Annotated in this window: 14 protein-coding genes; 13 read left to right on the top strand and 1 reads right to left on the bottom strand. The window is 64.0% G+C overall.

Going from position 1 to position 12736, the window contains the following annotated elements; genetic code table 11:
• Positions 1-156 precede the first annotated feature (156 nt).
• From VWY75_RS12030 to VWY75_RS12005, 6 genes are all read left to right on the top strand, one after another.
• Positions 157-552 carry a DUF6497 family protein gene (locus VWY75_RS12030; RefSeq protein ID WP_260104883.1) on the top strand — a complete coding sequence of 132 codons (396 nt, stop codon included), beginning with the start codon at positions 157-159 and terminating at the stop codon, positions 550-552.
• Positions 553-835: 283 nt separating this feature from the next.
• Positions 836-976: a hypothetical protein gene (locus VWY75_RS12025; RefSeq protein ID WP_014880466.1), complete on the top strand. Its 141-nt coding sequence runs from the start codon at positions 836-838 to the stop codon at positions 974-976.
• A gap of 69 nt (positions 977-1045) precedes the next feature.
• Complete coding sequence (locus tag VWY75_RS12020) at positions 1046-1402, top strand: hypothetical protein (protein WP_416535115.1); 357 nt, start codon at positions 1046-1048, stop codon at positions 1400-1402.
• Between the two features lie 558 nt (positions 1403-1960).
• Positions 1961-2164: a hypothetical protein gene (locus VWY75_RS12015; RefSeq protein ID WP_340546034.1), complete on the top strand. Its 204-nt coding sequence runs from the start codon at positions 1961-1963 to the stop codon at positions 2162-2164.
• Between the two features lie 227 nt (positions 2165-2391).
• Positions 2392-4437: an acetyl/propionyl/methylcrotonyl-CoA carboxylase subunit alpha gene (locus VWY75_RS12010; RefSeq protein WP_340546033.1), complete on the top strand. Its 2046-nt coding sequence runs from the start codon at positions 2392-2394 to the stop codon at positions 4435-4437.
• 9 nt (positions 4438-4446) lie between these two features.
• A complete protein-coding gene (locus VWY75_RS12005) occupies positions 4447-4971 on the top strand; it encodes a hypothetical protein (protein WP_340546335.1) in 525 nt (174 codons plus the stop codon).
• A 97-nt stretch (positions 4972-5068) separates the two neighbouring features.
• Here the strand turns inward: VWY75_RS12005 and VWY75_RS12000 are convergent, their stop codons facing one another.
• Complete coding sequence (locus VWY75_RS12000) at positions 5069-5671, bottom strand: DUF4174 domain-containing protein (RefSeq protein ID WP_374015580.1); 603 nt, start codon at positions 5669-5671, stop codon at positions 5069-5071.
• A gap of 202 nt (positions 5672-5873) precedes the next feature.
• On the opposite strand from VWY75_RS12000, the gene VWY75_RS11995 reads away from it, so the two are divergent.
• From VWY75_RS11995 to VWY75_RS11965, 7 genes are all read left to right on the top strand, one after another.
• Complete coding sequence (locus tag VWY75_RS11995) at positions 5874-6809, top strand: hypothetical protein (protein ID WP_416539037.1); 936 nt, start codon at positions 5874-5876, stop codon at positions 6807-6809.
• The gene (gene scpA / locus VWY75_RS11990) at positions 6772-8898 is read left to right on the top strand and encodes a methylmalonyl-CoA mutase (protein ID WP_416535118.1); all 2127 of its coding nucleotides are present in this window, start codon (positions 6772-6774) and stop codon (positions 8896-8898) included. Before VWY75_RS11995 ends, scpA begins: the two co-directional genes overlap by 38 nt.
• A gap of 411 nt (positions 8899-9309) precedes the next feature.
• The gene (locus VWY75_RS11985) at positions 9310-9912 is read left to right on the top strand and encodes a VOC family protein (protein WP_416539036.1); all 603 of its coding nucleotides are present in this window, start codon (positions 9310-9312) and stop codon (positions 9910-9912) included.
• Positions 9909-10433, top strand: coding sequence for a GNAT family N-acetyltransferase (locus VWY75_RS11980; protein WP_416539035.1), 525 nt, complete (start codon positions 9909-9911; stop codon positions 10431-10433). The genes VWY75_RS11985 and VWY75_RS11980 overlap by 4 nt, the downstream gene beginning before the upstream one ends.
• A 9-nt stretch (positions 10434-10442) precedes the next feature.
• Positions 10443-11141 carry a molecular chaperone DjiA gene (locus VWY75_RS11975; RefSeq protein WP_340546028.1) on the top strand — a complete coding sequence of 233 codons (699 nt, stop codon included), beginning with the start codon at positions 10443-10445 and terminating at the stop codon, positions 11139-11141.
• The gene (locus tag VWY75_RS11970; RefSeq protein ID WP_340546027.1) at positions 11122-12117 is read left to right on the top strand and encodes an endonuclease/exonuclease/phosphatase family protein; all 996 of its coding nucleotides are present in this window, start codon (positions 11122-11124) and stop codon (positions 12115-12117) included. The genes VWY75_RS11975 and VWY75_RS11970 overlap by 20 nt, the downstream gene beginning before the upstream one ends.
• Before the next feature lie 132 nt (positions 12118-12249).
• On the top strand, positions 12250-12690 hold the full coding sequence (locus VWY75_RS11965) for a hypothetical protein (RefSeq protein ID WP_416539034.1): 441 nt from the start codon (positions 12250-12252) through the stop codon (positions 12688-12690).
• Positions 12691-12736 lie beyond the last annotated feature (46 nt).

Genomic DNA, 12736 nt, shown 5'->3' with positions numbered 1-12736 from the left:
ATCTTCGTTTGACACCGGAACCGAATCTGACACATGATCCGCGCCAGCTCATATCGGACAGCGCGCACCGCGTGTGCAGCGCCTGCAGCCCCGACAGGAGGAGCCCATCGTTTTTGGGGTCGGGGCTGCGGTATTGGGCCTGCCATCAAATCTGCCGTGACGGCCTCCGGGGTCTCGGTTCTGCTTGCCCTTGGCGCGGCTGCGCAGGCCGGATCGCTGCCGATTGATCTGCCATCGGGGCAGGAGGTCGATCTGCATGAGGTTCTTCTGGACGACAGCACCGGCGAGCTTTGGGTGCGCTTTCGCTTTCTTGCGCCGCAGATTGCCCGCGACGCGGCGCTGATCAGCTATGAACAGGCCGCCCCGGATATGGATCACCTGTGCCAGACCCTGGTTCTGGCCTATCTGCACCAGCATGGGCTTGAGCCGGTCCGGGTGGTGATATCGCTGTCGGACCGCGAAGTGCCCTTTGGGGCGGCGGATGCGGCGGCGACACAGTTCTTTGAAAGCTACCGCCCCGAGGGTGACAGCTGCATCTGGGAGGCATTCTGATGATCTGTTGTCTGCCCCGCGGGCTGCGGGCCACTACAGCCCGGCAGCTGCCGCCGGTTCTGGTGCCCCCCGGGGTCACAAAGACGCCGATGCAGGCTGAAAACTGGCGCTTTTTTGCAGCTTTGCCCGCCGAAGTGTCGTCGGATCCGGCTTTGGGATGTGAAACCCCGCGCATCTCCGCTACTCTCTCGTCAGATCACATGAGCGTGATCTGTTATTTGAGGATGAGGCAGGCGCCGGCCGTGGCCCGCGCAGGTTTCAAAGACACAATTGGGAGACAGAAATGTCCAAGAGCATCAAACTCGTTGCCCTGGCGGGCCTGCTTGCAGCCGCCGCAGCCTGCGCACAGCAGGAAGAAGAATACGTCGTTGTCGAGCCCGAGCCGATTTCGGCTGAGCCCGTTTACACCGGCAAATACAAGTAATCACGACAGGGGTCCGGCCCTGCGGCCGGACTCTACCGTCCCGCGGGGTGCCGGATCGGAGGCACCATCATGCTAAAACACCGCGGTTTCCCCGGCCGTCTGCCGGGCACCGATTTTCAATTCGTCATCCGCCGTCCCAACCCCAAGGGGGTTACGCCGATCACCCGTCGCGAACGGTTCCGCGACCGTCGCCCGGCAGACCGGCGCGCCGATGCGGGCTTCATGCAGGCGCTGTGGGACTGCTTTGGCGATCAGCCCTTTGAACGTGGTAATCTGGATGCAGGTCGTCTGAGCTGGCTGTTCGGCCGCGAGGTGATCCCTGCCGAAGACCCGTTTGATCCCGAAAGCTATGAGGCGCTGCTGGTCATCAATGTCGATGTTGCCCAGCTGTCCTTTCCCGAAGTCTTCGACGGGAGCGCGCGCTGAGATGTTTGCCGGGCCCGACCATATCCCTGTGCAGAGCTGTCGTCGCCTCGCGCGACCGCCGCGCGGTGGCTGTGATCTGGCTCGGGCTCGGGCGAATCTCTTGCCCCTGCGCGATGTGACGAGCCCCGCGGCAAACCCGGCCGCAGGGAGGGTCAGATCGCGGGGCGGTGACACTATATGCGGCGCGAGCCGGGCATTCCGGGCCGATTTCGGCGTAATCCTGCAGGGCAGATCCCGGTTTGCGCAACTTCTCGCCAAATTGGCGTGTTTTGCAACTCAGGGGATGTTTCTGTGGCGCGGGCTGTGCACTCTGGTCGTGACAGGTCAGCCTGTCGTGCATCTGATCCAGCCCCTTCGCCTGGAAGGGCAGGTTTGCCCCCCCAATCGCGGCCTGCCCATTTTTTCCTTGGATGCAAAGGCGGAAGCTTGCCAATTGCCCCCCAGTGTTTGGCAGGCTTCTGCGCATTCCCCTGATCCGCAACAGAAATCCTTGTTTGCTCTGGACCGTGCTGCGAACAGTTGCCCAGAGCTTGGATCACAAAACGAAGGATCATTCCAATGCAGGCAAAACTCATTCTTGCGGCTTTTGGCCTCTGCACCGCGCTTGCGGCCTGTGGCGACACCACCGGCGAACAGGTTGTTTACGGGGCCGGTGCCGGTGCCGTCGGCTCGGCGCTGCTCAACGGCAACCTGGTCACAGGTGCCGCTGTTGGTGCTGCGGCCAACGTCATCTACTGCAAGGAAAATCCGCGCAAGTGCTAGGCCTGCCGGTGGCGCCGCAGGCACGCGCCTGTATCGCCGCAGCCATGCCCTGACAGCAACGCCGTCTGACCGCCTCGCCGCAGGGGCGGTGGCCGCGCGCCACATATATATCACCGCACAAAGGCCGCACCCGGAGTCCCCTCCGGCGCGGCCTTTTTTGTGTTCTGACGAAGCCAAGACCGTGACGGGGCAGGGCTCCGTCACCCACCGAAGACAAGGGACAGCCAATGTTTGAAAAGATCCTGATTGCCAACCGGGGCGAAATCGCCTGCCGGGTCATCAAGACCGCCCGCAAGATGGGCATCAAGACCGTTGCCATCTACTCGGACGCCGACAAGCAGGCCCTGCATGTCGAAATGGCTGATGAAGCTGTCCACATCGGCCCGCCGCCCGCCAACCAGTCCTATATCGTCATCGACAAGGTGATGGAGGCGATCCGTGCAACCGGTGCGCAGGCGGTGCATCCGGGCTATGGCTTCCTGTCGGAAAACGCCAAATTCGCCGAGGCGCTGGCCGCCGAAGGCGTCGCCTTTGTCGGCCCGCCGGTGGGCGCCATCGAAAGCATGGGTGACAAGATCACCTCGAAGAAGATCGCGCAGGAGGCTGGCGTCTCCACCGTGCCCGGCTACATGGGCCTGATTGCCGACGCTGACGAGGCGGTGAAAATCTCCAACGAGATCGGCTATCCGGTGATGATCAAGGCCTCTGCCGGTGGTGGTGGCAAGGGGATGCGGATCGCCTGGTCCGATGAGGAGGCCCGCGAAGGGTTCCAATCCTCCAAGAACGAGGCGGCAAACTCCTTTGGCGACGACCGGATCTTCATCGAGAAATTCGTCACCCAGCCGCGCCATATCGAAATTCAGGTGCTCTGCGACGGCCATGGCAATGGCATTTATCTGGGGGAGCGCGAATGCTCGATCCAGCGTCGCAACCAGAAAGTCGTCGAAGAGGCGCCGTCGCCCTTCCTCGATGAGGACACCCGCCGCGCCATGGGCGAACAGGCCGTCGCCCTGGCCAAGGCGGTGGGCTACGCCTCCGCTGGCACGGTGGAATTCATCGTCGATGGCGACAAGAATTTCTACTTCCTGGAAATGAACACCCGCCTTCAGGTCGAACACCCGGTCACCGAGCTGATCACCGGTGTTGATCTGGTCGAACAGATGATCCGCATTGCCGGCGGCGAGCCGCTGTCGATCACCCAGAACGACGTCAAACTGAACGGCTGGGCCATCGAAAACCGCCTCTATGCCGAAGATCCCTATCGGGGTTTCCTGCCCTCCATCGGGCGCCTGACCCGCTATCGTCCGCCCGCCGAAGTCGCCGCAGGCCCGCTGCATGACAGCGGCAAATGGCAGGGCGACGCCCCTGCGGGCGAACTCGCCGTGCGCAATGACACCGGCGTCTTTGAGGGTGGCGAGATCTCGATGTATTACGACCCGATGATCGCCAAGCTCTGCACCTGGGGGCCCACGCGCGAGGCGGCGATTGCCGCCATGCGCGATGCGCTTGACGGCTTCGAGGTTGAAGGCATCGGTCACAACCTGCCGTTCCTCAGCGCGGTGATGGATCACCCGATCTTTATCGCGGGCACCATGACCACCGCCTTTATCGAGGAGCAATATCCCGAAGGGTTCGTCGGGGTGGAGCTGCCGGAGCAGGATCTGCGCAAGATCGCCGCCGCCTCTGCCGCCATGCACCGGGTTGCCGAAATCCGCCGCACCCGCGTGTCGGGCCGGATGGACAACCACGAACGCAAGGTCGGCAGCGACTGGGTGGTCTCGCTTCAGGGTATGGATTTCAACGTCATCATCGACGCTGACCGCGACGGCTCCACCGTGCGGTTTGACGATGGCAGCACCCTGCGCGTCACCTCGGACTGGACCCCCGGCGATCAGCTCGCCCGGCTGACGGTTGGCGGTGATGCTCTGGTGGTGAAGGTCGGCAAGATCTCCGGCGGGTTCCGCATCCGCTCGCGCGGGGCCGATCTGAAGGTTCATGTGCGCACGCCACGACAGGCGGAACTGGCCAAGCTGATGCCCGAGAAAGTCGCCCCCGACACCTCCAAACTGCTGCTCTGCCCGATGCCGGGTCTGGTGGTGAAACTGGAGGTCGAAGTCGGCGACGAGGTTCAGGAAGGTCAGGCGCTCTGCACCATCGAGGCGATGAAGATGGAGAACATCCTGCGCGCCGAGCGGAAAGGCGTCGTTAGCATGATCAACGCCGCCGCCGGTGACAGCCTCGCCGTTGACGAAGTGATCATGGAATTCGAATAACACCAGATGATGTTGGTGCAGCCATATCGCAAACTGGCGCGGGTCGCCTGTCTGGCGCTGGTCCTTTCGGGGCTGGCGGGCTGTGCCATGCAAGATGAGGCGGCGGCCCGTGCCGCCGTCGGCGACTGGGTGCAGCTGGGGGAGACACAGTATTACTTCTCCCGCCGCAACTGCGCCGCAGGCGTGTTCGAAATCAAGGCCACCCGGATTTCATCGCTGCTGACCAAGGCACGGTCGGTCCGGGCGGGGCTGCGTCATCTCGATGACGACAAACCCGTCGCCTTTGAGGTGCCCGGACTGTCGCCCAATATGGTTTCGGTTCAGGTGATGACGATGGATCAGGGGCGCGGCAATGGTATCTTTGCCGCCGGGATCGTCGGCAAGGACTGCATGTTGGAGGAGGTGAGCCGCGCCTATCTGATCGCGCTGCTCGATCCGACATCGGTGTTGATCTATGAGCCACGCGCCCGGTTCATGGCGGTGGTGGACCGCACCAACAGGCGTCTGTTCTACGCGCAGGGCGGGGCGGTGTGATGGGCCTGCGATCTGCCACCCAGCCGCTGCGGGACGCGGCCCCGGATCCCGGCGCGTTTCATCGCGGGGGTGCAGGGCGCGGTGCATCGGCGGCGGCTCAGCTGCCGCGCCGTTCCTTCACCTCGCGCAGCCGGTCGGGAAATTTGTCGATCGTCCGGCTCAGCTCGCGCACGGTCCAGGGCTGCGGCTTGCGCAGTTTGACTCCGCCGTCCTTGCCGATCAGTACCAGCATGAACCCGCGCGGCCGCAGTGTTTTGCGCAGCGCAGACGTCACGCTTGGATCGGTATCGGTCAGCACGATGACATCGCGATCCAGCAGCGCCTCGGCGCCGTCGGTCAGCCGCTCCATCTGCTCGTGGAACCGCGGATCGGCAGGGCTGTCGGCAAAGACCACGATGGGGCGGTATACCCACAGGAGACTGTCCAGATCGACGCTGTCACCGGCGCGGATCAGCTGGGTGATGGGATCCTGCGCCAGGTTTTCTGCGGTCTGCGGCAGCTCCTGCGCGGCGCTGGCGGGATCGGTGCCTTCGACCATCATCGTTGCGGTCTCACCGCGCGCGCCATCTGCGGCCTCGGTTGTTGCAGGCTCCTGCGCCATGGCCGGGCCGGGCAGCGCCAGCAGCAGCGCCAACGCGGCGCCCGCAGCTGGGACTGCGGGCCAAAATCGGGTTTTTCCAAAGACAAACAACTGTTTCATCGGCTCTCCTGTAGCGATGAATATATGCTCCGCCCCGCCAATTGCGATGGGCAATCCGGCTTGCCGGGCAAAAAAATCCACCCCGCACTTCGGGGCCAAAGCCGCCGTTAACCCTATTGTCAGCCTGCCCATGTCATCCTCCCGGCCTCTGCAAACCGGGCTGTCCGCCTCGCGCGGCGCCACCAACGGGACGGGACCGGCTATGGATATCATGCTGCACATCGGCGCACATCGCTGCGCTACGGGATATTTTCAGGGCTTTCTTGCCCATCATGAAACGGCGCTGCGCCGTGACGGGCTGGCGGTCTGGGGACCGGCCAAGACCCGCGACGGGCTGTTCCACGGCATCCATCCCGGCCCGGCCCCGGTAACAGGCCGTGACCTGGCAACCCGCGCCCGTGGTCGTCTGCGCCTGCGCCTCGCGACCGAGGCCGCCAGCGGCAGCACGCGGCTGCTGATCAGCGACGCCAATATGATGGGCAGTCCCAATGGCCTGCTGCAACAGAGCCAGCTATATGGCAGCATCGGCGTGCGTATGGCGCGGTTCGATGCCGCCTTTGACGGGCAGGTGCGCGATGTGATGCTGAACCTGCGCAGCCCGGAGCGGTTCTGGACCTCGCTGCTGACCCGGATGGTGACCAATGGCCACCCGTTGCCCTCGGCCGCGCTGCTGGGGCGGATCGCCGCCCATCCGCGCAGCTGGCGCGATGTGATCACCGATATCGCCTGCGCCATGCCCAATGCCCGCATCCGGGTGCTGCCCTATGAAACCTATGGCGACCGGCCAGAGGTGCAGATGGCGCTGCTGACCGGGACGCGGCTGGCGCGGTTCACCTGTTCGGATCGACTCAACCGCTCAGACGGGCTGCCGACCCTGCGGCATCGCCTGTCGGCAGCCGTCGCCCGCGACCTGCCGCGCGGCGAGGGCCGCTGGACCCCGTTTTCCGACATTCAATCCGCAGCGCTGCGCGAGCGCTACGCCGATGATCTGATGTGGCTGCAAGGCGGCGCGGACGGTCTGGCAGAGCTGATGCGTGACCCTGACAAACATGCGGTGGGCTCGAACCCGCCCTCATACGACCTGACAAGAGGAACTTCCGATGACGACCAAAACCGACGATTGGCGGGCTCTGGCTGAAAAAGAGCTGCGCGGACGCCCGCTGGACGCGCTGACCTGGAATACGCTGGAAGGCATTGATGTAAAACCGCTTTATACTGAGGCTGACAGCAAGGATCTGCCTCATATGGGCACGCTGCCCGGCTTTGGACCCTTTACCCGGGGCGTGAAGGCCACGATGTACGCAGGCCGCCCCTGGACCATCCGCCAATATGCGGGCTTCTCCACGGCTGAGGAATCCAACGCTTTCTACCGCCGCAACCTCGCGGCCGGGCAGCAGGGCGTTTCGGTGGCCTTCGACCTTGCCACCCACCGCGGCTATGACAGCGACCACCCCCGCGTGATGGGCGATGTCGGCAAGGCCGGTGTGGCCATCGACAGCGTTGAGGATATGAAAATCCTGTTTGATGGCATCCCGCTGGATCAGGTCTCGGTCTCGATGACGATGAACGGCGCGGTGATCCCGATCCTGGCCAGCTTTATCGTCGCGGGCGAAGAGCAGGGCCATGACAAGGCGCTGCTGGCAGGCACCATTCAGAACGACATCCTGAAGGAGTTCATGGTCCGCAACACCTATATCTATCCGCCGGAACCCTCGATGCGGATCATCTCGGACATCATCGAATATACCTCGAACGAGATGCCGAAATTCAACTCCATCTCCATTTCCGGCTACCACATGCAGGAGGCCGGCGCGAACCTGGTGCAGGAGCTGGCCTATACGCTGGCGGACGGTCGCGAATATGTCCGCGCCGCGATTGAGGCAGGCATGGATGTTGACAAATTCGCAGGCCGCCTGAGCTTCTTCTTTGCGATTGGCATGAATTTCTTCATGGAAATCGCCAAACTGCGCGCTGCCCGCACGCTCTGGCACCGGGTGATGACCGACTTTGGCGCCAAATCCGACCGCTCCAAGATGCTGCGCACCCATTGCCAGACCTCGGGCGTGTCCTTGCAGGAGCAGGACCCCTACAACAACGTGATCCGCACCGCCTATGAGGCGATGTCGGCGGTGCTTGGCGGCACGCAGTCGCTGCACACCAACGCGCTGGACGAAGCCATCGCGCTGCCCACCGATTTCTCTGCCCGCATCGCCCGCAACACCCAGCTGGTGCTGCAGGAGGAAACCGGCGTCACCAATGTGGTCGATCCGCTGGCTGGCTCCTACTATGTCGAGAGCCTCACCAATGAGCTGATCGAGAAAGCCTGGGCGCTGATGGAAGAGGTCGAGGAGATGGGCGGCATGACCAAGGCCGTGGCCTCCGGGATGCCAAAACTGCGCATCGAGGAAAGCGCGGCCCGTCGTCAGGCGATGATCGACCGGGGCGAAGAGGTGATCGTCGGGGTCAACAAATACCGCAAGGAAAAGGAAGATCCGATCGACATTCTGGATGTCGACAACGTCAAGGTGCGCGACAGCCAGATCGCCCGGCTGGAACAGATCCGCGCCAGCCGCGACAGCGCCGCCTGCGAGGCCGCGCTGGACAATCTGACCCGCGTCGCAAAGGAAGGTGGCAACCTTCTGGCCGCCGCCGTCGAAGCCGCCCGCGCGCGGGCCTCAGTCGGAGAGATCTCCATGGCAATGGAAAAGGAATTCGGCCGTCACAGCGCCGAGGTCAAGACCCTGGCCGGTGTCTATGGCGCCGCCTATGAGGGCGACGAAGGCTTTGCCGCCATTCAGAAATCCATCGAAGACTTTGCCGAGGCAGAGGGCCGTCGCCCGCGTCTTCTGGTGGTCAAGATGGGGCAGGACGGTCACGACCGCGGGGCCAAGGTGATCGCCACCGCCTTTGCCGATATCGGATTTGACGTTGACGTCGGCCCGCTGTTCCAGACCCCGGAAGAGGCCGCGCAGGACGCCATCGACAATGACGTCCATGTGGTCGGGATTTCGTCGCAGGCCGCAGGGCACAAGACGCTGGCCCCGCAGCTGGTGCAGGAGCTGAAGGCGCAGGGCGCCGAGGATATCATCGTGATCTGTGGCGGGGTGATCCCGCAGCAGGATTACCAGTTCCTCTATGACAATGGCGTCAAGGCGATCTTTGGCCCCGGCACCAATATTCCCGAAGCGGCGCAGGACATCCTGAAGCTGATCCGCCAGGGTGGGTAACCGGCGCGGCTGATCAGGACCGCTGGCATTTGCGGCCCGGCAAGGGCGGCGCTGCGGCCTGACCGCCTTGCTCATGCTCATAAGCGCTCCCGCGCCCGCGGGGGCCTTTGCCAGATGGGCAAATCCCCCCTTGCGGCCTTGGGCGCGGCAGCCAGCCTATCCGGCTGGCTGCCGACATCGCGCGATGCGCGATGCCATGCCCAACGGGAGCGGGGGCGTCTGTGACGCCGCCGCCGACGGGCGGGAGAGCTGCTGCCTCCCATCTGTGCCCGGATGTATCTGTGCCCGGATGTTAGGCAGCCACCTGCCGTCACATCGCCAGTGTTGGGGCGCCCGCACGTGGTTCCAACATTGCCGCTTGCACCCCGGCGGCGGGTGGCTAGTCTCGCCGCCATCAGCGGGGAGCATGTCATGGAACTCGATCATCTGGCCGTTTCGGCCGCGACACTGGAAGAGGCGGTCGCCCATGTGGAGGAAAGCCTCGGCGTGCCGATGCAGCCGGGCGGCAGCCATGCGGTCTTTGGCACCCACAACCGGCTTCTTGGGCTTGCTGATGGCCTCTATCTCGAGGCCATTGCCATCGACCCCGCCGCCACACCACAGCGCAGCCCGCGCTGGTTCGATCTGGACCGCCGCAGCGGCCCCGCACGGATCACCAACTGGATCTGCCGCTGCGCCGATCTCACGGCCGCGCTGGCGGCAGCCCCGGAGGGCGCGGGAGAGATTGTCGATCTGCAACGGGGCAATCTCATCTGGCAGATGGCGGTGCCGGCTGATGGCATCCTGCCGTTTGACAATATGTTCCCGGCCTTGATGCAATGGCACAGCCCCCATCCCGCCGCCGCGCTGGTCCCGCAGGGCTGCACCCTGCGCCGTCTGCATCTGTCGCACCCGGACAGCACAGCACTGGCGCAGGCGCTGCCGTTTGATGATCCGCGGGTCGAGATCCACAGCGGTCCCGCCGCCTTCGAGGCTGAGTTCGACACGCCCCACGGGCGCCGGGTGCTGCGATGATCGTCCGGGCGGCCACCGCAGCGGATGCAGAGGCAATCGCCGCGATCACCAACCAGATCATCCGCGACACGCTGATCACCTTCACCACGGCGGAAAAGACCGGCGCACAGGTCAGCGATGAGATCGCCGCGAAAGGCGCTTATGTGCAGGTGGCCGAGGAGTCGGGCCAGATCCTCGGCTATGTCAGCCTTGGCGGGTTTCGCAGCGGTCCCGGCTATGCCCGCACCGCTGAACATGCGATTTACCTCACCGAAGCGGCCCGTGGCCGGGGCACCGGCCGGGCGCTGATCGCCGCCATCGAGGAGGTCGCACGCCGGGACGGCATCCACGTGCTGGTCGCAGGCATCAGCGCGCTCAATGCAGGCGGGCTTGGCTTTCACGCGGCCATGGGATTTGTCGAGGTCGGACGGATGCCGGAGGTCGGCTACAAATGGGGCCAGTGGCTGGATCTGGTGCTGATGCAGAAAATTCTCTCTCCCAAAGGGGTTGGCCCCGCTGACAGTCCGGCCAAAGCAGGCTAGGCTGGCCATATGTCACTCTGGACCCGCATCACCGAAGCGCTCGCTGCGCTGGCCTCTGGCCAGAGCCTCAGCGATGTCTTCGACAGCCTGCGCGCGCCACCGGAACGCACCGTTGCCTTTGCCATCGCGGTGATTGCGCTTGGTGCCAAAATGGCCAAGGCGGACGGGCAGGTCACCCGCGACGAGGTCACCGCCTTTCGCGAGGTGTTCCAGATCGCGGCGGAGGATGAGGCAGGTGCTGCGCGGGTGTTTGACCTCGCCCGAACCGATGTTGCGGGCTATCAGGACTATGCCGCGCGGATCCAGAAGATGTTTGCCAATGACCCGCAGACGCTGTGCGATCTGATGGAAGGACTGTTTCACATCGCCATGGCGGACGGGTTTTATCATCCCGGCGAAAACGAATTCCTGTCCGAGGTCAGCCGCATCTTCGGTCAGAGCGAGCAGCAGTTCATGGCGCTGAGGGCGCGGTTTGTTGCCGATGCGCCGCGCGATCCCTACACGGTGCTGGGGGTGACCCCAGAGATGCCGCGCGAGGAGATCCGCAAACATTGGCGCAAGCTGGTGCGAGAGACCCACCCGGATGCGATGATGGCCCGTGGCGTCCCCGAAGAGGCGGTGCGGCTGGCGGAAAAGCGGATGATCGACATCAACCGCGCCTGGGATGAAATCAACGGATGTGCGGCCCATGCGGCTCGTCACGTATAACGTCGAATGGTTCTCCTCGCTGTTTGACGCCGGGGACCGCCTGCTGATGGACGCTGGCAGTTCGGGCCGCTACGGGGTGGATCGCAGCAGTCAGACACGCGCGCTGGCGCGGGTGTTTCAACGCCTCGATGCCGATGGCATCATGGTGATCGAGGCCCCGGATACCAATGGTCGCCGCCAGACCGTGCGCGCGCTGGAACATTTCGCGCGAGAGGCGGGGCTGCGCAGCACCGAAGCGCTGATCGGTTTTGCCAATGACACCCAGCAGGAAATTGCCTTTCTCTACGATCCGCAGGTGCTGCGGGTGGCCCATACACCGGCGCAAACCACCGAGGCACCGCGTTTCGACGGTGTCTTTCACATTGATCTGGATATTGATGCCAAAAAGGATGCGGTGCGGTTTTCCAAACCGCCGCTGGAGCTGACCCTGACCACAAACGGCGGGCGCGAGGTGGCGCTGATCGGCGCGCATCTGAAATCGAAAGCGCCCCATGGCGCGCGCTCCGAAGGGCACGCGGTCAGCCTGTCGATTGCCAACCGGCGCAAACAGCTGGCACAGGCGATCTGGCTGCGCCGCCGGGTTGAGCAGCTTCTGGCCGAGGGGCGGGATGTCATCGTGATGGGCGATCTCAATGACGGGCCGGGGCTTGACGACTATGAGCAGCTGTTCAATCGCTCCTCGGTCGAGATTGTGATGGAGAGCGATCTCTATGATCCGAACGCCCAGAGCCTGCTGCAACCCCGGCTGCGGGTAATGCCCAGCACGGCACGCTTTTATGACAAGGCAAACAAACGCTATTTCAGTGCCTTGCTGGATTATGTCATGGTCTCCTCCGGGCTGCGCCAATCGGCGCAGAGCTGGCGGATCTGGCACCCGTTCGAGGATGCCGCCTGTTATGAGGATGTCGATCTGCGCGAGGCGCTGCTGGCGGCCTCCGATCACTTTCCGGTCAGCCTTGATCTCGATCTTGGGTGAAGGCCCTCAAAGGTTCACCGGCGGCACCGGGGGCTGCGCGACGCCGCCGGTGGTGGTCGCCACTTCAATCCTGACGTGTTTCGCCTATATTGACGGCAAGCAATCCCGTCCAACCCTAAAGGGGGCAATGACATGATGCCTAGGTTCCGAATGACGCCTCAGTCGATGCGCGGCCTTGCGCTTGCGGGGCTGCTGGTGCTGCCGCTGACAGAGCCGGTGGCTGCCGAAACCGCACCCGCGCCAGAGGACGAAGGCAGCAGCCTGATGCAGCGCGGGGCAGAGCTGTTCTGGGAGGGGCTGCGTCAGGAAATGGCGCCCGCGCTTGACGATCTTCAGGCGCTGGCGGATGAATTCGGGCCAAGCCTGCAAGGGTTCCTGTCGGAGATGGGGCCTGCACTGGCCGAGATTGCGGGCAAGGTCGAGGACTGGAGCGTTTATGAACGTCCCGAAATCCTGCCCAATGGCGATATCATCATTCGCCGCAAGCCGCAGGACGCTCCAGAGGTGCCGCCGGGTGGATCCCCGCAGGCCAGCCCGGACACCGATCTGCCCGAAGGCACAACCGACCTGTGACGCGCTGAGGATCGGCCCAGAGCGGCGAGGGAGGGTCTGACCCGAT

Source organism: Phaeobacter sp. JH20_08 (assembly GCF_048056635.1).
In the GTDB taxonomy this organism is placed as follows: Bacteria; Pseudomonadota; Alphaproteobacteria; order Rhodobacterales; family Rhodobacteraceae; genus Phaeobacter; species Phaeobacter bryozoorum.
Note: the sequence above shows the minus strand (reverse complement) of the source record. Positions and strands in the feature narration are given on the sequence as shown.

Excerpts from the sequence above, each read along its gene's own strand:
- VWY75_RS12025 (WP_014880466.1), top strand. The coding sequence starts at position 836 with ATGTCCAAGAGCATCAAACTCGTTGCCCTGGCGGGCCTGCTTGCAGCC.
- VWY75_RS12020 (WP_416535115.1), top strand. The coding sequence starts at position 1,046 with ATGCTAAAACACCGCGGTTTCCCCGGCCGTCTGCCGGGCACCGATTTT.
- VWY75_RS12015 (WP_340546034.1), top strand. The coding sequence starts at position 1,961 with ATGCAGGCAAAACTCATTCTTGCGGCTTTTGGCCTCTGCACCGCGCTT.
- VWY75_RS12010 (WP_340546033.1), top strand. The coding sequence starts at position 2,392 with ATGTTTGAAAAGATCCTGATTGCCAACCGGGGCGAAATCGCCTGCCGG.
- VWY75_RS12005 (WP_340546335.1), top strand. The coding sequence starts at position 4,447 with ATGTTGGTGCAGCCATATCGCAAACTGGCGCGGGTCGCCTGTCTGGCG.
- VWY75_RS12000 (WP_374015580.1), bottom strand. The coding sequence starts at position 5,671 with ATGAAACAGTTGTTTGTCTTTGGAAAAACCCGATTTTGGCCCGCAGTC.
- VWY75_RS11995 (WP_416539037.1), top strand. The coding sequence starts at position 5,874 with ATGGATATCATGCTGCACATCGGCGCACATCGCTGCGCTACGGGATAT.
- scpA (WP_416535118.1), top strand. The coding sequence starts at position 6,772 with ATGACGACCAAAACCGACGATTGGCGGGCTCTGGCTGAAAAAGAGCTG.
- VWY75_RS11985 (WP_416539036.1), top strand. The coding sequence starts at position 9,310 with ATGGAACTCGATCATCTGGCCGTTTCGGCCGCGACACTGGAAGAGGCG.
- VWY75_RS11980 (WP_416539035.1), top strand. The coding sequence starts at position 9,909 with ATGATCGTCCGGGCGGCCACCGCAGCGGATGCAGAGGCAATCGCCGCG.
- VWY75_RS11975 (WP_340546028.1), top strand. The coding sequence starts at position 10,443 with ATGTCACTCTGGACCCGCATCACCGAAGCGCTCGCTGCGCTGGCCTCT.
- VWY75_RS11970 (WP_340546027.1), top strand. The coding sequence starts at position 11,122 with ATGCGGCTCGTCACGTATAACGTCGAATGGTTCTCCTCGCTGTTTGAC.
- VWY75_RS11965 (WP_416539034.1), top strand. The coding sequence starts at position 12,250 with ATGATGCCTAGGTTCCGAATGACGCCTCAGTCGATGCGCGGCCTTGCG.